This window comes from Allobosea sp. BK604, from assembly GCF_004341515.1.
Classification (GTDB): Bacteria; Pseudomonadota; Alphaproteobacteria; order Rhizobiales; family Beijerinckiaceae; genus Allobosea.
This window is the reverse complement of sequence record NZ_SLZF01000005.1, coordinates 203620-222683: the sequence shown is the minus strand read 5'-3', so window position 1 is coordinate 222683 and position 19064 is coordinate 203620. Positions and strand designations below refer to the sequence as shown.

Annotated in this window: 25 protein-coding genes and 1 tRNA gene; 13 read left to right on the top strand and 13 right to left on the bottom strand. The window is 65.7% G+C overall.

Annotated features, from left to right (window positions below; genetic code table 11):
- Positions 1-112 precede the first annotated feature (112 nt).
- The 7 genes from EV560_RS36705 (at position 113) to EV560_RS16925 (ending at position 3870) form a co-directional block, all read left to right on the top strand.
- The gene (locus tag EV560_RS36705) at positions 113-235 is read left to right on the top strand and encodes a hypothetical protein (protein ID WP_282568860.1); all 123 of its coding nucleotides are present in this window, start codon (positions 113-115) and stop codon (positions 233-235) included.
- Positions 235-459 (top strand): DUF7940 domain-containing protein, encoded by a 225-nt coding sequence (locus tag EV560_RS16950; protein WP_131856964.1) that lies wholly within the window; start codon positions 235-237, stop codon positions 457-459. The genes EV560_RS36705 and EV560_RS16950 overlap by 1 nt, the downstream gene beginning before the upstream one ends.
- On the top strand, positions 456-938 hold the full coding sequence (locus EV560_RS16945; protein WP_131856963.1) for a lysozyme: 483 nt from the start codon (positions 456-458) through the stop codon (positions 936-938). Before EV560_RS16950 ends, EV560_RS16945 begins: the two co-directional genes overlap by 4 nt.
- Positions 938-1300 (top strand): hypothetical protein, encoded by a 363-nt coding sequence (locus EV560_RS16940; RefSeq protein WP_131856962.1) that lies wholly within the window; start codon positions 938-940, stop codon positions 1298-1300. Before EV560_RS16945 ends, EV560_RS16940 begins: the two co-directional genes overlap by 1 nt.
- A complete protein-coding gene (locus tag EV560_RS16935) occupies positions 1269-1502 on the top strand; it encodes a hypothetical protein (protein WP_248312092.1) in 234 nt (77 codons plus the stop codon). Before EV560_RS16940 ends, EV560_RS16935 begins: the two co-directional genes overlap by 32 nt.
- Positions 1499-1810 (top strand): hypothetical protein, encoded by a 312-nt coding sequence (locus EV560_RS16930; RefSeq protein WP_131856960.1) that lies wholly within the window; start codon positions 1499-1501, stop codon positions 1808-1810. The genes EV560_RS16935 and EV560_RS16930 overlap by 4 nt, the downstream gene beginning before the upstream one ends.
- Before the next feature lie 347 nt (positions 1811-2157).
- Positions 2158-3870, top strand: coding sequence for a calcium-binding protein (locus tag EV560_RS16925; protein WP_131856959.1), 1713 nt, complete (start codon positions 2158-2160; stop codon positions 3868-3870).
- A gap of 33 nt (positions 3871-3903) precedes the next feature.
- Here the strand turns inward: EV560_RS16925 and EV560_RS16920 are convergent, their stop codons facing one another.
- The 3 genes from EV560_RS16920 to EV560_RS16915 form a co-directional block, all read right to left on the bottom strand.
- The gene (locus EV560_RS16920; RefSeq protein WP_131856958.1) at positions 3904-4107 is read right to left on the bottom strand and encodes a hypothetical protein; all 204 of its coding nucleotides are present in this window, start codon (positions 4105-4107) and stop codon (positions 3904-3906) included.
- Positions 4108-4133: 26 nt separating this feature from the next.
- Entirely contained in the window at positions 4134-4289 is a 156-nt protein-coding gene (locus EV560_RS35795) for a hypothetical protein (RefSeq protein WP_165923507.1), read from the bottom strand.
- A gap of 318 nt (positions 4290-4607) precedes the next feature.
- The gene (locus EV560_RS16915) at positions 4608-4925 is read right to left on the bottom strand and encodes a hypothetical protein (protein WP_131856957.1); all 318 of its coding nucleotides are present in this window, start codon (positions 4923-4925) and stop codon (positions 4608-4610) included.
- A 328-nt stretch (positions 4926-5253) separates the two neighbouring features.
- Here EV560_RS16915 and EV560_RS16910 point away from each other — a divergent pair, with 328 nt between their 5' ends.
- Positions 5254-5439 (top strand): hypothetical protein, encoded by a 186-nt coding sequence (locus tag EV560_RS16910; protein WP_131856956.1) that lies wholly within the window; start codon positions 5254-5256, stop codon positions 5437-5439.
- Positions 5440-5493: 54 nt separating this feature from the next.
- Here the strand turns inward: EV560_RS16910 and EV560_RS16905 are convergent, their stop codons facing one another.
- The 3 genes from EV560_RS16905 to EV560_RS16895 all read right to left on the bottom strand — a co-directional run bounded on the left by EV560_RS16905 (position 5494) and on the right by EV560_RS16895 (position 6400).
- Positions 5494-5745 (bottom strand): hypothetical protein, encoded by a 252-nt coding sequence (locus tag EV560_RS16905; protein WP_131856955.1) that lies wholly within the window; start codon positions 5743-5745, stop codon positions 5494-5496.
- A 200-nt stretch (positions 5746-5945) separates the two neighbouring features.
- Positions 5946-6125 (bottom strand): hypothetical protein, encoded by a 180-nt coding sequence (locus EV560_RS16900; protein ID WP_131856954.1) that lies wholly within the window; start codon positions 6123-6125, stop codon positions 5946-5948.
- 197 nt (positions 6126-6322) lie between these two features.
- Positions 6323-6400, bottom strand: a tRNA-Pro gene (locus EV560_RS16895).
- A gap of 206 nt (positions 6401-6606) precedes the next feature.
- On the opposite strand from EV560_RS16895, the gene EV560_RS16890 reads away from it, so the two are divergent.
- A complete protein-coding gene (locus EV560_RS16890) occupies positions 6607-7428 on the top strand; it encodes a class I SAM-dependent methyltransferase (RefSeq protein ID WP_131856953.1) in 822 nt (273 codons plus the stop codon).
- Positions 7429-7508: 80 nt separating this feature from the next.
- On the opposite strand, the gene EV560_RS16885 is transcribed toward EV560_RS16890, so the two are convergent.
- Genes EV560_RS16885 through EV560_RS16870 form a run of 4 tightly spaced genes read right to left on the bottom strand, consistent with a single transcriptional unit; the run spans position 7509 to position 10959 of the window.
- Entirely contained in the window at positions 7509-7835 is a 327-nt protein-coding gene (locus EV560_RS16885) for a type II toxin-antitoxin system RelE/ParE family toxin (RefSeq protein ID WP_131856952.1), read from the bottom strand.
- Positions 7822-8115 (bottom strand): ribbon-helix-helix domain-containing protein, encoded by a 294-nt coding sequence (locus EV560_RS16880; RefSeq protein ID WP_131856951.1) that lies wholly within the window; start codon positions 8113-8115, stop codon positions 7822-7824. Before EV560_RS16880 ends, EV560_RS16885 begins: the two co-directional genes overlap by 14 nt.
- Positions 8116-8170: 55 nt before the next feature.
- Positions 8171-9409, bottom strand: a complete 1239-nt coding sequence (locus EV560_RS16875) for an O-antigen ligase family protein (RefSeq protein ID WP_131856950.1) — start codon at positions 9407-9409, stop codon at positions 8171-8173.
- Entirely contained in the window at positions 9406-10959 is a 1554-nt protein-coding gene (locus EV560_RS16870) for an undecaprenyl-phosphate glucose phosphotransferase (protein ID WP_131856949.1), read from the bottom strand. Before EV560_RS16870 ends, EV560_RS16875 begins: the two co-directional genes overlap by 4 nt.
- Before the next feature lie 520 nt (positions 10960-11479).
- Between EV560_RS16870 and EV560_RS16865 the strand changes: the two genes are divergently transcribed.
- Positions 11480-11833 (top strand): DMT family transporter, encoded by a 354-nt coding sequence (locus EV560_RS16865; RefSeq protein ID WP_131856948.1) that lies wholly within the window; start codon positions 11480-11482, stop codon positions 11831-11833.
- On the top strand, positions 11830-12168 hold the full coding sequence (gene mdtI / locus EV560_RS16860; RefSeq protein ID WP_248312091.1) for a multidrug/spermidine efflux SMR transporter subunit MdtI: 339 nt from the start codon (positions 11830-11832) through the stop codon (positions 12166-12168). Before EV560_RS16865 ends, mdtI begins: the two co-directional genes overlap by 4 nt.
- Before the next feature lie 107 nt (positions 12169-12275).
- On the opposite strand, the gene EV560_RS16855 is transcribed toward mdtI, so the two are convergent.
- The gene (locus EV560_RS16855; RefSeq protein WP_131856947.1) at positions 12276-13439 is read right to left on the bottom strand and encodes a glycosyltransferase; all 1164 of its coding nucleotides are present in this window, start codon (positions 13437-13439) and stop codon (positions 12276-12278) included.
- A gap of 19 nt (positions 13440-13458) precedes the next feature.
- The gene (locus EV560_RS16850; RefSeq protein ID WP_131856946.1) at positions 13459-14019 is read right to left on the bottom strand and encodes a polysaccharide biosynthesis/export family protein; all 561 of its coding nucleotides are present in this window, start codon (positions 14017-14019) and stop codon (positions 13459-13461) included.
- Between the two features lie 185 nt (positions 14020-14204).
- Between EV560_RS16850 and EV560_RS16845 the strand changes: the two genes are divergently transcribed.
- Positions 14205-16364, top strand: a complete 2160-nt coding sequence (locus EV560_RS16845; protein WP_131856945.1) for a GumC family protein — start codon at positions 14205-14207, stop codon at positions 16362-16364.
- Between the two features lie 226 nt (positions 16365-16590).
- Here EV560_RS16845 and EV560_RS16840 read toward each other — a convergent pair whose 3' ends face one another.
- Complete coding sequence (locus EV560_RS16840; protein ID WP_131856944.1) at positions 16591-17823, bottom strand: GNAT family N-acetyltransferase; 1233 nt, start codon at positions 17821-17823, stop codon at positions 16591-16593.
- A gap of 166 nt (positions 17824-17989) precedes the next feature.
- Between EV560_RS16840 and EV560_RS16835 the strand changes: the two genes are divergently transcribed.
- On the top strand, positions 17990-19054 hold the full coding sequence (locus tag EV560_RS16835) for a polysaccharide deacetylase family protein (protein ID WP_465247016.1): 1065 nt from the start codon (positions 17990-17992) through the stop codon (positions 19052-19054).
- Positions 19055-19064 lie beyond the last annotated feature (10 nt).

The window sequence follows — 19064 nt, the reverse complement described above, 5'->3', positions numbered from 1 at the left end:
GCGGCTTTTTTCGTCCGCTTCTGCGGGTATTACCGCGTTCGGAGCCCCGGCGCGGGCGTCTGCCTGTTCGTGCCGCGCCCGACCTTCTGACACTCCCACCTCGGAGACCACGATGAAACGCCTCGTCCTGGCGGCGCTCGCGCTCGCCTGTCTGTCGGCCTGCGCCCGCCCGCCCGATGAGGGTGCCGGCAATCTGTTCAAGGTCCTGGTCTGCAAACAGAACGGGAGCTGTTGATGCGCCTCGTCTGGAACTGGCAGGCCGTACTCCGCCATGCCTGGAGCATTCGCCTGCTCGTCGTCGCCGGTGTCCTGAGCGGCGCCGAGGTCGCGCTGCCGCTGCTCGACGGCGTGCTCGACATCCCCGAGGGCGTCTTCGCCGCGCTCTCCTTTCTCGCCACGGCCGGCGCCTTCGTCTCGCGCATCGTGGCCCAGCAATCGGTCTCCGGAGGTGAGGCATGAGCCGCCTGAAGAAGAGTGCCGCGGCCGCGGCGCTGGCCGCGACCGTGCTCGGCGGGTTCGAAGGGCTGCGGCTTGCCGCCTATCCCGATCCCGCGACCAAGGCCTATCCCTGGACCGTCTGCTATGGCGAGACCCGCCTCGAGGACGGCTCGCCCGTGCGGCCCGGTATGAAGTTCACGCTCGACCAGTGCAAGCAGATGCTGGTCGAGCGGGCCGACGAGTTCGCCGATGCGCTCGAGCGCTGCGTGCCCTCGGCCAAGGAGATGCCGGCGAAGCGCTACGTCGCCCATCTCAGCCTCTCCTACAACATCGGCACAGGCGCCTACTGCAAGTCGTCCGTGGCGCGGCTGCAGAACGCCCGGCAGACCCGGGCGAGCTGCGACGCCTTCCTGAAATGGAACAGGGCCGCCGGCGTGGTCCTGCCCGGGCTGACGCGCCGGCGCCAGCAGGAACGCGCCATGTGCCTGGAGGGTCTGTGATGTTCGGCCTCGACAAGACGCTCCTGCGCATCAGTGCCGTCATCATCGGGCTCGTCCTGGCCGGGCTCGCCTTCTGGGCCGGCATGGCCGCGCTCGACCGGATGGAAAGCCGCGCGGCCGAAGCGGCCAGGGCCGAGCGCGACGCGCATTGGCGCGCCGAGATCGCTGCCAGCAACGCCGTGGCTGAGCGCGAGCGGGCCGAGCAGCTCCAGCAGACCGCGGCGGCCGAAAGCCGGGCCCGCGCCGAAATTTCCAGCCTTTCCGATGATCTTGCCGACCTGGAGCGCCGCAATGCGACCCTGCCGAATGCTGATGCTTGCGGCCTCGACCGTGACCGTGTCCGCTTGCTCGACGCCCGATAAGCCGATCGTGCGGACCGAGTTCATCCGCCCCGCCATCCCGGCCGAGGCGCGCCAGCACTGCGCCGATCCGGTCTCGCTGCCCGATCGCGCCCTGAAGGCGCAGGAGGTGACGAGCCTCTGGTCGCGCGATCGCGCCGGCCTGCGGATCTGCGAGCAGCGGCGCGCCGCCGCGGTCTCCGCAAGCGAAGGGGCGGCGCCATGATGTTCGGGCAGGAGCTTTCTCTGCCGGTCGTGGTCTCGGTCGTGACCGCGATCTGCGCCGTCGCCGCCAGCTGGGGCGTGGTGCGCTTCCAGGCGGCGCAGCACGACAGGCGCATCGCCCGGCTCGACGAGCGCTGCGACGCGCTCGGCCGCGAGCTCTCGACCTTCAGGGAAGCGGCGGCGCAGCGCTTCGTCACGGTCGAGATGATGTCGAAGCTCGAGGAGCGCGTCGTCGGCGCGATCGACCGCCTCGCCGACCGGCTCGACCGGATCATCGAGGCGCGCGCGAATGGCCCGAGGACGGGTTGAATGGCGGAGCGCTGGCCCGGGATCTGGGGCGAGACGCTCTTCCGCCTGATGCAGGTATGGGTAGGTCCCCCGCCCAGATCATGCTTGGCCTGGTTGGCACGCCCGATAGAAGCTGTCGTCGGTGACGCCAGCGAGGCTCGAATCAGCCCACCGCCTGACCCTGTTGCTCGTGGTGACGGGCGCACCTTGGCGGGCTGCAATGGCGAGCAGAAGATCGTCGAGGCCTGCAAAAAGCGCCATCCGGCCGACGATCAGCTTCGGACGAAATGCGTCGAGCGTCTGCTGCTTTCGCGCTGGTCGCCAGCAGTCTACTGTGAAGCTACTTCCAGCGAGAGCAGGCACTGGCGATGGTTCAGATCAAAGGACGCCCCGACGCCCCCCTGTCGCTTGATCAGGCCTGGCTGGACGATGTGATTTCACGCGCCGCCAATGCGATTTCGTCCGGGTCAACGATATCGTTCTTTGATCGGTTCTCACAAATTACCAATAATAGCAGCAGACTGTTCGCGCCCGACGGAGTCTTTACCGAAACAGGTTGGACCAGGGTGTCCAATCCACGTGGAGGAGCTCCGTTCGAAACCATCCACTCGATCGGCGCATCCTATGACACGACGACCTTGTATTCACTCAGTATTGCTATCTCGATCAGCGCACTGCCATATCCCTCCACTTATCCTGCCATCTCCCAGCTCATGCTTGGGGACGATGCCGTAATCGGTACCAGTTTCGACGATTACATTCCGGGCTATGCCGGCAATGACCTGATTGCGCCGGGCCTGGGTTCGGATTTGGTCCATGGCGGCCCGGGTCTTGATCGAATCTCCTATGCGGATGCAGCCGCTGGCGTCAGCGTGTCGCTGGCATCCGGGTACGCCTTCGATTGGGGCGGCATGATCGACCGTTTCATCGAAATAGAGGGCGCGGTCGGTTCGGCTTTCGCCGATTTGATCGGCGGCGATGACGCGGCCAATATTCTCGAGGGTGGCGCCGGAGATGACCAGATTTTCGGCTGGCAGGGCGATGACATCCTGATCGGTGGGACGGGTATCGATTGGCTGGACGGTGGGGACGGCGTCGATACGGTCAGCTATGAGACCGCTTCGGTGGGGGCTGTGGTGCGCTTTGATCTCGGCATCGAAGCCGGCACCGATGCCGACGGCGACACGTTTGTCTCGATCGAACGTGTCCGCGGCTCGAATTTCGCCGACCTGCTGATTGGCGGCGCTGGCGACGACTTTTTTGCCGGCCTGGACGGCGACGATATCCTCATCGGCTCCGACGGAAATGATCACCTGGCCGGTGGGAACGGCTCCGATACGCTCTATGGCGGTGCTGGCGACGATATTCTCTACGAAGGTGACGGCTACGGAATTGGCCGGGATATGTTGTTCGGAGGAGCCGGCAACGACCAGATCACGGCTCACCCCTATTCGTCCAACACGTTCATCGCTGGCGGCTCAGGAAACGACGTGATCGTCGGCGGTATCGGGCCCGACACGATCTATGGTGACGACGTGCTCCCAGACGGCCAGTCAGGAGGTTCCGGCGACGACCTCATTGATACGGGGCAGGGGGATAATACGGTCTATGCGGGGGGAGGCAACGATCAGATCACGTGCGGTCAGGGGACTGACACCGTCTATGGCGGCGATGGCGACGACGTCATCATCGAAGACCAGTTCGGCGGTAGCAGCTCCAACATCCTGATGGGTGACGCCGGCAACGATCGGATCGGGGGCGGGGTCGGTGCGGACTATATCGACGGCGGCACAGGCGATGACACGCTCGCCGCCGGGACAGAGTACTCTCCTGCCAGCGATTGGTTTGTATTCCGCTCCGGTAGCGGGCGCGACACCATCCTCGACTTCAGGCCAGGGAGTGATCACCTCGCAATTTTCGCCGACGTGAATGGCACCGGCTGGATGACGGAGGCTGACATCCTGGCCGCATTCCACGATGTTGGCGGCGTCGCAACGCTCGACCTCACGGGTGGTAACACAATCACCTTCATCGGCTTGCAGAGCACGGCCTTCACAGTCGCAGATATTCTCATCCTCTAGCTGCCGCGGTAAACGCCCACCGGCCGCCGCGCCTCAGATCGTCGCGCGCTTCTCGTGCCAGCGCGCGACGGCCTGTTTCAGCGCTTCAAGCTCCTGCTCGGCCTCCTCGTCGAGCGTGCTCTTTTGCAGGGCCTCGATCCGCTCCTTGGCGACATGATGGTCCTCCGCGGTTTCGATCGAGAAGTCCGGCTTGCCGCTGCCGCCATTGTGAGAGTCGTGCTCAATCCGGGTCTTCATCGTCAGCTGTTCCTGTCCATTGGGCCTCAATCGTCTGAGGCGAGTTCGTCCGTCTGGTTGGGGTTGCGGTTGACCATCCGCAGGACCCGCATGCTCTCGGTATAGGTCTCGATGGCCGCGCAGATCTCGGCGAGCGCTCGCTCCCGCGGCGCGATCGAGCGCTTTCGCCAGCTCGTCGTCATTGCGGATCGTGAGCGGTGTCTTCGCCATGGCGATTCAACGGCTCATGGCTGCGCTCGTTCCACCGCGGCCTCCATCGGCACTCGCTTGGGGCAAGGGGAGGCGGGCTGGAATATCGGGTAAGGCGAACTGCGCGGATTTGTTCTACAGCGATGCTTCAGGCCAATCGAGCTTGGCGCAGGTCAAGTTCTTGTCGCCTCGTTAAGAACGAGGCCGGTCCGTGCGGCTCTGTTCAACTGCTCGACTGAATGCCGCACTAAGGTAGCCGGCTCGATCATGGGCATTTCCGAAAGCCGCAATCGACTTCTCGGGCCGATGCGCTAGTCGTCCCGCTTGGCGGCGATCGAGTCCGACAGACCAGGCGCTCCACCCTGACGGATTTCGCCGCCGCGTGTCGCGAGTTCTTCGACATAGCGCCGCCGGGTCATGGCGGTATTCTCGAGTGAGCGTTCGGCTAGCCAGGCGCGGTAGGGTGCCAGCCGCACCGTAATGATTTCGACGGCACGTCCGCTGCTGAGCATTTCATGCAGGGCCTGGGTCGCGTGAGAGAGCCAGACCGAATAGTGCTTCGGCATCTGGTCTCGATCATGGGCAAGCGCCCATAATTCGGCGAATTCCGATTCTTCGTACCACGGCATCGCGACTGCGTACGTCTCGTCCTGGGGACGTATTTGGTGCCAATCCGGTCAGTCGCGGCATGGCGGCGACGATCGAGGGGCGTAAGCAACCCATATTGGGGGAACTGGCTCACGTGAGCAGTCGCCTTGAGAGCCGCCATGTCAACGGAAATCGGGGTGATGTTCTGCGTAAAATTACTCATTCGGCGGTGAGTGATAACTTCAAAAGCTGATGCCGGGCGTGTTGTTTAATGCTAATTGCTTCGCATCAGGTGAGAACATGCAGCATTATTACTCGGAAATCGTCGCGAGCGCCGGTCCCCCTGCCCGATACGGGAGGCGGGCCCGCATGGTCGAATTCGCCGGCCGGGGCGGCTGGAAGGTATGCTGTTTCTATGAACAGGGCGGCTCTTTCGGCTATCTGGATCATTTGATCTCGCCGTCGGGGGACAAGATCGAGCCATGGAGGGTCGCGGAAGCCGATCCGCTTTTCGATTTGCGGTTTTGGAAACCGGCGGAGCCGACGATCCACTGACGCCTCATCATGGTCCGGGCGCCAACCCGGCCAGGAGCGGCGCAGTCGCTATGCTCACGCCGCCCGGATCTGTTCCTCGAATTCCTCTGGAATCGCGCCGTGCCTCGCCAGCACGTCGATGGAGCTGACCTCGCCCGTCTCGTCATCTGCGACGACATGGATCACGGCGACGCCCTCGGCGCGCTTGGCCAGGCGTTCGGCATCGTTCAACGCGTGGTGCCTTGTCCTGGCCGGAGCCTTCTGGCCCGGGACGAGCCGCTTCCGGCGCGTAACGAACTCCTGGATGATGAAGGTATCGACGTTCATCGCGCGACTCGCCCCGTGATCTGCATGTTCTCTTATTGTTCTGGTTTGTGGGCGAGTCAAATGCGCGTCCCATGCCACGGACGCCAACCGTTCCGCCAACGCTGAACATGGACCTGCGGTACCCTGGCGTCGGCGAGCGTCAAGCCATTCCCTCGACTATCCGCGAGATCCGGGCGGCGTGAGGGAAGGGGAGCCGCTCCCTATCGCCCGCGGCGCGCCAAAGCTGAAAGCAGTCCCCAGATGCCGAGCAGTTTGCTCGGCCCGCCCATCCGTGTTGCGGCCAGGCTCAGGGCGGCCGAAACAATCCGCGGGTAGCGACCACTGGCGGCAACCTTGGTGAAATAGGCGCCTAACGCCTGGCCTAAGACGAATCGCAGCATCTTTGTCCGGTCCTCCTGATATCTCGCGATCAGAGGAACGGGTTTGGGCGCGTTGCGTTCCGCTTGGAGCGAATCGCTTTGCCGGACTGGCGCGACGAAGAGGGGGCTGGTTCTCGTCCCGAGAGGGGATGCGGCTATAGTCTGGCTACGAGGTTATTAGCCAAGCTTCCGAACGATATCCGACTCTTTGAGAAAAATGGTCGGAGCGAGAGGATTCGAACCTCCGACCCCTAGTCCCCCAGACTAGTGCGCTAACCGGGCTGCGCTACGCTCCGACTGGCCGGCTTATAGAGGCGGGCGCGCCGGGATGCAACGCGCTTTGGTGGTCGATCCGCCGAACTATCCACTGCTCCGCCTTTTGCCCCGAAGCGACACAGCGGCGCCTCCCGTTCATTAACTGTCTCTTAAGGCTCTTGTTGCTGCGGCACGGCCTTGTCCGCATGGTTCCGGCTGGATCGACATCAGCAACCGGAGAAGCGCCATGTCATTGGTGATTGCGACGACGCCGCGGCGGGCCGCGCAGATTCCGGCTGCGAGCGCGCAAGGGCAGGGCTCGCTCACGCCTTTCTTCCAGGGTCTGCGCCCGGATTGGCATGCGCGCTGGGCCTGGGAGAATTACGAGCCGACCATCCTCGCCCTCTCGCGCCAGTTCGGCCTGCGCCGCATCTGCGAGATCGGCGGCGGGCGTGATCCGCTCTTCACGGCCGAGCAGGCCTCAGGGCACGGTGTCGAGCTCATCGTCAACGATATCGATGCCGGCGAGCTCGCGCTCACGCCGGCCGGTCTCGAGACCGCCCGCTTCGATATCGCCGGCGATCTCTCCGAGCCCGATGCCGCCCGCGGCGCCTATGACCTGATGGTCTCGCGCATGGTCTTCGAGCATGTCCATGACGTCGCGCAGGCCTGGCACAACATCCACGAGCTGCTGGCGCCGGGGGGCGTCGCGCTTGCCTTCTTCCCGACGCTCTGGGCGCCGGTCTTCACGCTGAACCATATCCTGCCCGAGAAGGCCTCGCGCGCCATCGTGCATGCGCTCTATCCGGCCCGGCGCGACGGCGGCGGCGACCCGAAATTCCCGGCCTTCTACGACTGGTGCCGCGGCAACCCGGCCCTGCTTGGGCCGATGCTGCAGCGCGCCGGCTTCAGCGACATCCACGTCCAGCCGTTCTGGGGCCACGAATATTTCAAGCGCATGCCGGGCATCCGCGAGGCCGATCACGCCTTCAACGCGCTGGCGGCGAAGACCCATTGGCATTTCGTGACCACGCATGCCTATGTCGTGGTGCGGAAGGCGCGGGGCTGATCTATCGAGCATTCCCGCTTCTGGAGCTCATTGATTTAACGCATTTTCTTCACGCCAACCGGTATCCGCTTGAAAATCCGCTAGTCGGCCTTTCCAGGGGCCTGGCGGTAGAGGGCTTCAAAATCCCTGCCGCCATGGAAGATATTCGTGATCTCGACAACGTCGTCGACGACGCGGTAGGCGATCACCGTCCGCCGCTCGAACGGAAACGTGCGCAATCCCGCCAGGAGATCATCGCGCGGCCGTCCGCCCCGCGGCATCGTCCCGATTGTCTCGCAGAAATCGAGGATCCGCGTCGTGAAGCGCTCTGCCGTCAATGGGTCGAGGCTGGCGCGGTAGACGTAGTCGTAGATCTCGGAAAGATCGCTTGCTGCCTCTTCCCGAAGGACGACGCTAAGAGGCCTCATCATCATGCGCGGTGAGAATGCGCTCGTGGTGATCGCTCAGCCGCTTGCGAGCGTCCGCAAGGCTAAGGCTGGGACGCTCGTCCGAGACGGAACGTGCGATGCGCGCGCGAATCGCGGCCAGGCGCTCGGCATGCTCGGTCCGCTCGCGCCGCCAGAGCCGCACCGCATCGCGAAGCGCCTCGCTCGTCGAGGCATACTCGCCGGATTCGACGCTCGCGCGGAGCTCCCGGATCATGTCCGGGGTCATCGTAATGCTGATCTTTTCAGCTGCTTCCGCCATCGGCCTCTCCCTGACGCGAAACGCCAGTGACGGTAGCATAAAATCATACCGCAGTTCAACGCGCGGAGGGGGCAGGCGGCCTCAGCACGGCCAGGCCCCAGATCAGCCCGAACATCAGGTAGAAATGGCGCCAGTGGTCGGTGTCGATCTGGACGCCCTGCAGGATGGTGACGAACAGCACCGACCAGAGCGCGATCGCGTGGTTCTGCCAGGGCGAGCGGGTGAAGACCAGCTTCCAGCCGGCGTAGCAGGTGATGGCGATCAGCGCGAGATAGGACAGGCCGCCGAGCCAGCCATAGGACGCGAAGGCGTTGACATAGACATTGTGCGGGTCTTCCGGGAAGTACCAGCGGAAGCGGAGCGGCCCGAAGCCGTTCGGCGCCTCCAGCAAGAGCGGGATCGAGCGGAGCTGGCTGCCGAAACGGCCGGTCACGCCCTGGTCGTAACTCTGGTCGAGGCTGGCGCGGACCTCGAAGATGCTGCGGATGTTCTCGAAGGACAGCGCGATCAGCAGCGCGGCGACGACGAGCACGAGCGCGCTGAGGGTCAGCACGACGATGCGCGCCCGGCGCGGGGCGTTGGGCGCGGTCAGGAACATCAGCCCGACCATCAGCAGCGCCGAGCCGGCGAGATTGCCCCAGGCGCCGCGCGAGAAGGACAGGAACACTGCCATCAGCGGCACGCTCATCACCAGGAAGCCGCGCACCAGCCCGAGCCGCCCGGTCAGCACATGCTGCAAGGTATAGACGATCGGCACCACCAGGAAGGGGCCGAGCACGTTCGGATCCTTGAAGGTGCCGGCGGCGCGCGCGCTGCGGGTGAAGACGCTGGCGAGACCGCCGACGTCGAAATAGCCGAGGAGGGCGGCGAGCCCGGCATACCAGGCCGCGAAGAGATAGCCCTTGCGCAGGATCTCGAGCCGGGCGAGCGGGTCTTCCGCCATGATCGCGGCGAGGAAGATCGCGGTGATCATCAGATAGACCGAGACCGCGGTGAAGCGGACCGATTCCTCTTCCGCCATCCAGGGGATCAGCGAGATCACGCCGCCGATATTGTAGAGCAGCAGCAGCAGCGCCATCGGCACCAGCTTCTGCGAGAAGCGGATCCCGGTCAGCGCGAAGACGAAGAGCGTGATCAGGAAGACGAATTCATAGGGCGAGGGCTCGATCAGCGCGATGCCGCTGCAGGCCGTCAGCAGCCAGAGCGTGCCGCGCTTGAGGTCGGCATACGAAATCCGGAGGCCGCCCCGGCGGCGGCCTTCGCTATAGCCCTGCCGGTCGGCGAGCGCGCTCAATAGGCGTTCTCGTTCTTGGTCACCAGCGAGAGCGGCGTCTTGAAAAGGATGTAGATGTCGAGCAGCACCGACCAGTTCTCGATGTAATAAAGGTCGTGCTCGACACGGCGCTGGATCTTGTCCTCGGTGTCGGTCTCGCCGCGCCAGCCATTGACCTGGGCCCAGCCGGTGATGCCGGGCTTGACCTTGTGACGGGCGAAATAGCCGTCGACCACCTGCTCATAGGCGCGGTTCTGCGCGGTGGCGTGGATCGCATGCGGACGCGGGCCGACCAGCGAGAGGTTGCCCTTGAACACCACGTTGAGCAGCTGCGGCAATTCGTCGATCGAGGTCTTGCGGATGAAGCGGCCGACGCGGGTGACGCGCGGATCGTCCTTGGTCACCTGCTTGGCGGCGGCATAGTCGGTCATCTCGTGGTAGAGCGAGCGGAACTTGAAGACCTCGATCAGCTCGTTGTTGAAGCCATAGCGCTTCTGCTTGAAGAAGATCGGCCCCTTGGAGTCGAGCTTGATCGCGATCGCGGTCGCGATCATCAGCGGCGAGAGCAGGATCAGCGCGGCGGTGCCGACGATCTTGTCGAACAGCCACTTCACCACGATGTCCCAATCGGCGATCGGCCGGTCGAACACGTCGAGCACGGGCACGGCGCCGATATAGGAATAGGAGCGCGGCCGGAAGCGCAGCTTCGACATATGCGCCGAGAGCCGGATATCGATCGGCAGCACCCAGAGCTTGCGCAGCATGGTGAGCAGGCGCGCCTCGGCCGAGATCGGCAAGGTGAAGATCACGAGGTCGAGCTTGGTGCGACGCGCGAATTCGACGAGATCGTCGATCGTGCCGAGCTTGGGATAGCCGGCGACGAGATCGGGCGAGCGGTCGTCGTTGCGGTCGTCGAAGACGCCGCAGACGCGCAGGCCGGTATCGCGCTGGGCTTCGAGCGCGCGGATCAGCGCCTCGCCCGCTTCGCCGCCGCCGACAATGGCGGTGCGCCGCTCGAGCCGGCCCATGCGGGTGAGGTGGCGCACGCCAAAGGTGACCACGAGCCGCTCGCCGAGCAGCGTGGCGAGACCGCCGGCATAGAAGCCTGCGAGCCAGACGCGCGAGACCTGGTCGCCGATCTTGAGGAAGAAGAAGGCCGCCAGCGCGACGAGGAAGAGCACCGTCCAGCCGGCGGTCAGCCGCACGGCGGTCGAGATGAAATGGCGGAGCGCGCCGACATGGTAGAGATGCAGCGCCTGGAACACCGTGAGCGCGCCGACCGCCATGAGCGGGATGGTGAGCTGGTAGGGCAGGGTGTTCTCGACATTGCCGGAGACATAGAGCCAGTAGACCAGCCCGCCGACGCCCGCGATCGCGAGCACGTCGAACAGCCGGACCAGCCCCTCGATCATCACCGGAGACAGGGTCGGCTTGACCGGCATCGCGGCGATGCGCTCGGCCAGCGGATGGAAGGCACGCGTCGTGCCGACCGGACTCCTGCCCATCATGTCGGAGGTCGCGGCCGCCGCCGCATCGACCTTGATCAGGTCGCGGACATCGAAAGCACCCATACTACTCACCCTTACGCCAGGCCGGATTGATGCGTGCCCCAAGCCTGACCGTTGCGAGTAGCGGAAAAAGCTCTCGGAAGACTTAATCGGAAGCTTCGTTGTTTCGCAGGAATCGCCACGACTCTAGGGAAGATCGGCCTGAGCGGAGCCCCGTCAGGGGCGCTGAAAACGCCGTTCTCCGGAAAGGTCGATTTTTCCTCGGTCGGTCAAGGTATTAGCGCAGGTGTTGCGAAGTGTTTTTCGGTGCTTTTGCCTGCGTGTTTCCGCTGAAAAAGTCGTTTCGAGTTGACAGAAAGCATAAATGCGGCCATATCTGGCTACGATGAGTGTCTGAGAAGCACATTTTTGAGCGGAAGCTCTTTTGGGTTTTGTTTGACCCAGGGAAAACCCCTCGTGCTGCCGTCGCGGTTCATGGCCGCCCCGGTTATCTGGTCCGGACATCGTCTTTCAAACTCGAACTTTGCCTAGCTGCCTAGAGTCGCACCCGCGACGTCCAGCGCCGGCTTCGCCCGTGTGCAACATGTCTTTTCATTGGTTGATTCTGCTCGCGGCCATCGCCGTCGAGATCGTCGCGACGGCCGCGCTGAAATCGGTCGTCTCCGCGCCCTGGCTCCTGGGGCTTCTGCCCCTGGTGCTGATCGGACTCTCCTTCGCCCTGCTCAGCATCGCGCTGCGCGTCATTCCGATGGCCGTGGCCTATGCGGTCTGGGAAGGGCTCGGCATCGTCGGCATCGCCGCGGCCGGCTACCTCCTGTTCGGCGAACATCTCTCGCCCGAGCGCATCCTGGCGCTGGCGGCGATCATCGCCGGCATCGTCCTGCTCGAACGTGGCGTCGGCCATGGTCCGGATGACGACGAGGGGAGGCTGGCGTGACCAGCGCTCTCCTGCCGCAATCGCTGGCGCTGCTCTGGCTGGCGCTCGCGGTCGTGCTCGAACTCGGCGGCACCTATCTGCTGAAGCTGTCCGATGGCTTCAAGCGCCGCTTGTCCGGCCTGCTCGGCACCGCGCTGGTCATCGGCGCCTTCGCGGCGCTGGCCCAGGCCATTCGCGGTATGGACCTGTCGGTCGCCTATGCCGTCTGGGGCGGGGCCGGCCTCGTGCTGACCGCGATCATCGGCGCGCTCGCCTTCGGCCAGCGCATCTACCTCACCGGCTGGCTCGGCATCGCCCTGGTGCTGTCGGGCGTGCTGGCGCTCAAGCTGATGTAAGTGCAGCCTGGCATCGGCCCGAGAAGTGGGACGCACCTTTCGGATAGAGCGGATGCCGGAACGAGGAGCTGGATCGCCAGTGTGCGTCCGGAAGGACGCGCGGCGATCTAGCTGCCGCGCGTCAGCAGCGCGATGCGATAGGCCGCCAGCACGCCGTCGATCATCGAGTCGAGCGAGAAATGCCGCCGGACATGGCTGGCGAGATCGGCGGCCTGCGCCCGTCTTTCCCCGGCCGGCGTCGCCAGCATGATCGCGATCTCCTCGGCCAGGATCTTAGGCTCGTTGGCCGGGATCAGCCGGTGCGAATGCTGCGGGCCGTAGATCTCCTTGATGCCGCCGACATCGGTCGAGATCAGCGGCTGCGCGGCCGCGGCCGCTTCGAGGATGACATAAGGCAGCGATTCCGCCCGCGACGGGATGACCATGACATGGGCCTTGGACAGCGCCCGGCGGATCGGTCCCGGCGGCTCGAACACGCATTGACCGTCAATGCCGCGCTCGACCGTCATCCGGCGCAGGCTCTGCTCGTCTGGGCCGGAGCCGACGATGAGCACACGCGGCTCGAGCTTGTCCCTTTGCCTGAGGAGCGCGAGCGCATCGATCAGCGTGTCGACGCCCTTGGCCTGGCGCAATTCGCCGAGATAGAGCAGGTCGAAATTCGCCTCGTCATGGTCGATCGGTTCGAACTCGGCCTCCGAGATGCCGTTCAGCACGATGCGGTGGTCGGTGCGCGGCAGATGGCCGATATGTGCCTCGAACCGCCCGGCGATGAAGGCGCTCTCGAACAGGAACATGTCGGTGGCGCGTTCGAGCAGCCGCTCGACCGCCATGTAGATGCGGTGCTCGGTGCTGCCCGGCTTGTAGTTGAAGCTGCCGCCATGCGGGGTATAGGCGGTGGCATAGCGCCGCCCGGGCGAGAGCAGGGCCGGCAGCCGCGCATAGACGCCGCCTTTCGAGCCATGGGCGTGCACGATATCGGGATCGAGCTTCGCCCGCGTCGAGATGGCGCTGAGCTGCGCCTTGGCGTCGGTCAGGCTCGGATAGCGCGACATCGGCACGCGCGTGACACCGAGCGCGAGCTTGCCGGAGAGCTCGGCGAAGACCTCGTCGGCGCGCGTTCCGCCTGTTGTCGAATCGCAGAAGATGCCGACCTCGTGCCCGCGCTCGACCTGGCCGCGTGCAAGGTCGAGCACATGCCGGAACAAGCCGCCGAGCGGGGCGCGGAAGACATGCAGGATGCGTAGCGGCCGGTACTCGGAGCCGTCGGTCATGACCGTTTCCTCGCCCGGCTCAGAACCAGCGTTCCTTGATGACGATCGTGTCGCCGGGCTGCACCGGGAAGGTGATCGGCACGGCGCTGGTGATGAGCTGCCCGTCGATCTGGCGGGTGACCTCGGCCCAGTCGCGCTGGCCGCGCGGGGTGAAGCCGCCGGCTATCGCGACCGCGGTCTGCACGGTCATGCCGTTGACGAAGGGGAACTGTCCGGAACTGGTGACCTCGCCGAGCACGAAGAAGGGCCGGTAGGCATCGACCTCGACCGAGACCTTGGGCTCGCGCAGGAAGCCGGCGCGCAGGCGGCCTTCGATGGCGCGCTCGAGCTGCTGGGTGGTGCGCCCCTGCGCCTCGACCGCGCCGATCAGCGGCATCGAGATCCGGCCGGAGCCATCGACCGCATAGATGTTCGAGAGATTATCCTGGCCGAAGACGATGATGCGCAGCCTGTCGCCGCTCGCCAGCACATAGGGCGCATGGACATCGGCGACCGCGAATTCGGACACGACATAGCGTGGCGCGCAGGCGCTCACCGCCAGCGCGGCGGCCAGTGCAAGAGAGGCGAGTGGTCGACTCATTACGTGCGAAACCCATGCATAACCTACGGTCATGGGTAGGGCGATATGGTTAACAAAGACTGATTGCCCGCGATGTCGCGACCTTCTGCTTCGCGGTTCATCTTAACCCGCCACTAACCTTAATCAGCTTTCATCCCAATCGCGCCCTGTCCTGGGCGCACGTGTTTTGCGTGAATGGATGGGTCATGACCGCTCGAACCGACAGCGAAGTGCGGGATGCCGGCGAAGGTCGCGGCGACATGCTCGACCTCGGCGCGCTTTGGGCCGCCATCAAGCGCCGCAAGCTCTGGATCATCGGGCCCAGCCTGCTGGCGCTGGGCCTCTCCTTTGTCGCCGTCAACATGGTGACGCCGCGCTATACTGGCGAGGCGCGCATCCTGCTCGAGAACCGCGACAGTTATTTCACGCGGCCGGGGCAGTTGGGCGGCGAATCCTCCAGCCAGCAATTCGACGCCGAGGGCGTGCAGAGCCAGGTCCAGGTCATCATGTCGCGTGACCTGGCGCGCGAGGCGATCAAGCGGATCGGGCTCGTCGGCAATTCCGAATTCGATTCCGGCGCCGGGGCGCTCAATGCGCTCAGGAAGATCGGCGTCCTCGTCGGGCTCGGCGCCCATCCGGCCGACCGTTCGCCGGAAGAACGCGTGCTGGAGAAATTCTACGACCGGCTGCTGGTCTATCCGGTCGGCCGCTCGCGCATCGTCGCCGTCGAGTTCACCTCGCAGGACCCGGCGCTCGCCGCCAAGGGCGCCAATGAGATCGCCGCGCTCTATCTTGAGATGCAGGAGGCGGCGAAGCAGGACACCGCCCGCAGCGCCTCCTCCTGGCTGTCCACCACGATCGAGCCGCTGCGCAAGCGCCTTGCCGAGGCCGAGGCCAAGGTCGAGGATTTCCGTTCGCGCAATGGCCTGCTCGTCGGCTCCAACAACACGACCATCACCTCGCAGCAGCTCGCCGATCTCTCGACCCAGCTCTCCAACGCCCGCAGCCAGCAGGCCGAGGCGCAGGCCAAGGCCGGGCTGATCCGCGACGCGATCAAGCAGGGCCGCACCTTCGAGATCCCGGATGTCGCCAATAACGACCTGGTCCGCCGGCTGATCGAGCAGCGCGTCAACCTGCGCGCCCAGATCGCGCTCGAATCGCGCACGCTCCTGCCGGAGCATCCGCGCATCAAGGAGCTCAACGCCCAGCTCGCCGATCTCGAAGGCCAGATCCGCGGCGCCGCCGAGCGCGCCGTGCGCACGCTCGAGAATGAGGCCAAGATCGCCTCTCAGCGGGTCGAGAGCTTCACCGCCGCGCTCGACGGCCAGAAGAAGAACGTCTCCAGCGCCAATGACAGCGAGGTCCAGCTGCGCGCCCTGGAGCGCGAGGCGCGCACGCTGCGCGACCAGCTCGAGCAATATATGGGCCGCTATCGCGAGGCGATCGCGCGCGACGCCCAGAATGCGACGCCGGCCGATGCACGCATCATCTCGCGCGCCATCGAGCCGACCGAGCCGTCCTTCCCGAAGAAAGTCCCGATCATGATCGTCTCGACGCTGGCGACCTTCCTGGTCGCGCTCGCGACGGTCGCCTCGCGTGAATTGCTGAACGGGCAGGCCGGCGCCCCGACGCCGACCGAGCCGCGCCGCGCGCCGGGCTGGGTCGGCGGCGGTGCCGCCGGCGCGACCCGCCCGAGCAAGGGCGAGCAGCGCCGCGAGCGCGTCGCCGGGCTCCTGACCCATACCGGCCGCCTCGGCCAGATCACGCTCGATCGCGCCGATCCCGACGGCACCCTCGGCGATCTCGCCGAGCGCATCGCCGAGCCGCCGCGCGGCATGGCGCCGCTTGTCGCGATCCTCGATGGCGGCGGTCCGGGCGCCACCTCCGCGCGCGACCTTGCCGAGCTGCTGGCGCAGCGCTGCCGCTGCATCGTCATCGATCTCGGCAAGGACGAGGACCGCACCCGCCCCGGCTTCTCGGAGCTACTCGCCGGCGAGGCGCTGTTCTCCGACATCATCATGCGCGAGCCGGGCTCGCGCCTGCACAGCATCAGCGCCGGCCGGGCCGGGCGTGCGGCGGTCTTCGCCGCGCCGGGATTGATCGAGGTCGCGCTTGATGCGCTCTGCGAGACCTATGACTGGGTTCTGGTCGTGGCCGCCACCGGCGACGACAATGCCGAGCTCACCCCGCTCGTCAGCCGTTCCCAGGGCGTGCTGGTCATGGCCGGCCAGGTCGGCAACGGCCATGCCGTCGAGGCTGCCTATCGGGTCGCCGATCTGACCAAGGCCCCGGTCGCGCTGGTTCTGGATGCCCCGTCCGTGCCGCTGCCCTTCTCGGAGCGCGAGGCCGACGAGGCGATGGCGTAGGGTCAGTCCTTCCATGTGAGGACAGGTCCTGGAGCCGTCATTGCGAGGAGCAGAGCGACGAAGCAATCCAGGGGGCGTAGAGCACTGCCGCCCCTGGATTGCCTCGCTTCGCTCGCAATGACGGTTAGAGCATTTTCGCGCGAAGTGAATACCGGTTCGCGTGAAGAAAATGCGTCAGAACAAATAGATGGAGCATTTTCGCGATTCGAGGAAACGCGGAAATGCTCTAGTCTTCCGCCTCAGTGCCGCGGCGCCGGTTGAGCCAGCCCGAGGCGCGCTGCGCGATCTTCAGTGCCAGCGGCGAGCTCTTGATCCGGCGTTTCGCCACGCGCTTCGCCCGGCTGAACAGGGCGAAGGCCCGGCCCTTGGCCGTCAGCGGCAGGAAGGTGTCGACCAACTCGTCGCGATCATCGCAGATCGTTGTCTTGTAGCGCGCCTCGCCGACGCCGAGATCGAAGACCGTGATGCCGGCATGACATTTCAGCTTGATCAGGTCGACCAGCAGGATCTCGCCCGGGCTGGTCTTGGCGATCTCGCTTTCCATGTCGAAGGAGGTCGCCATGCCCGAGAAGCGGCTGCCCTGCACGGCGCCGACATAGGTCGCGACCGAGCGGCCATCGACATCGAGCGAATAGAGTTCGAGCGGCGGCGAGACGCTGAGGCCCGGCGTCGCCGCCTGGCGCAGGAATTCACGCACCGCTGGCTCGGCAAAGGGATCCGGCACGCCCATCGCCTGGAAGCGCACCGCCTTCTGCGCCAGGAAGGCGTCGATGACGCGTTCGATCTCGGCCGGCTCCTCGGCCCGGACCAGGGTGGACTTGCCGAAGCCGGCGAAGCGGTTGCGCTTGTTCTTCAGCTTCTTGCGCGCATGCGCGCTCATCGAGCGCTTCAGAGTGCCGTCGCAATCGCCCTGGTCGAGCGCGAGCTTGTAGGCGCCGCTCGGGCTCGGCCCGGCGGCGATGAGGGCGGTCGGATTGGGCACGCCCTGCCACATGGTCGGCTGGTTGACGAAGATCAGTCCGTCGAGCCCGCCAATGGCGGCGCCGATCTCGGCGAGCATGGCGCGCGCCGCGTCGGCATCGACAGAAGCGGCGAAATCCGGGGCATAGAGGCCCATATGATAATTGGCGTGCTTGCCGCCGACGAACTCGGCGAAGCGGATGCCGCGACGGTGTGTGATCGTCAGCGGCAGGATCGCCTGCGCGATGCCGGCCGCATCGCGCAGCACGACATGACGGAAGGCCATGTCATGTGCTGCGCCGACGGTCGCCACGAAGGCCTGGACCCAGCCATAGGACTGATAGGGCGTCACCAGCGCGCGGGCTTCGAGCGCGCGCCACTCCGCCTCGATCGCGGCCATGTCGGACGCGATCGCGATGCTGCGCCAGGGCCGCGCACCGGATAGGCTCCGGCTCTCGGCCAGAGGCAAACCCGCAGGGCGTTCGGCAAGGGCGGACATCGGTGACGGATCCTTCGGCACTTCCATCAGCCTCCCTTAACCCGGCATTGTGAACGGACCTGCCAAGATGATCGTGAGCAGCCGAAGCATCGGCGAACAGCGTTAAGGTTTTCCAAGCGAGGCGGTTTTGGCCTCACCTCTGGAAATGCTCAAAGATGCAGCGGATATGACGAGCCTGATGAGCCTGCGCCACCACATGTTCTCTGCCGCCTTCAAGGCTATCGCCCTGACCGGCGCCGATCGCTGGGGCAGGGGCGTCGCCCAGGGGCGCGGCGTGATCCTGACGATGCATAATGTCCGGCCCTGGCGCGAGCGCGGCTTCGCGCCGAACCGGCTGCTGGAGGTCACGCCGGATTTCCTCGACCGGACGCTCGGCCTGATCCGGGGCGAGGGCTACGACATCGTCTCGCTCGACGAGGCGCTGGTGCGGCTGAGCGAGTCCAAGCCGGGCCGCTTTTTCGTCGCGCTGACCTTCGACGACGGCTATCGCGACAATCTCGATCATGCCTGGCCGGTGCTGGCCAGGCATGGCGCGCCCTGGACCCTGTTCGTCACGCCCGGCTTCGCCGAGCGCACGGCGCGGCTCTGGTGGCTGGAGCTGGAGGAGGCGATCCGGGCACTGCCGCGCGTCTCGCTCGACCTGCCGGATGGCGGCTTCTCGGCCCGCACCGAAAGCGATGGGGAGAAGCGGCTCGCCTTCTCCAGGCTCTACTGGCGTCTGCGCAAAGGCCCGGAAGCGACTCTGCTTGCTGCGATTTCCGATCTCGCGGGGCAGGCGGGCATCGCCAGCGCCGCCCTGGTGGAGCGCGAATGCGTGCCCTGGGAGACGCTGCGCTCGCTCGCCGGCGCACCGGACGTGACGATCGGCGCCCATACCATGAGCCACCCGATGCTGGCCAAGCATCCGCCGGAGGTCGCCAGTCGTGAGATCGCCGAGAGCAAGGCGCGGCTGGAGGCGGAGCTCGGCTTGCCCATCCGCCATCTCGCCTATCCGGTCGGTGATCCCGGCTCGGCCGGGCCGCGCGAATTCGCCCTGGCGCGCGAGGCGGGCTTCGTCAGCGCCGTGACGACGCGTCCGGGCCAGCTCTTCGAGCCGCATGCGAGCCATCTCCACGCCCTGCCGCGCGTCTCGCTCAACGGCTATCACCAGAGCGAGGAGGCCCTGCGGGCGCTGCTGTCGGGGCTGCCGTTCCTCGTGTGGAACAAGGGGCGGAAGGTGAATGTCGGGTAGGGGAAGGGCT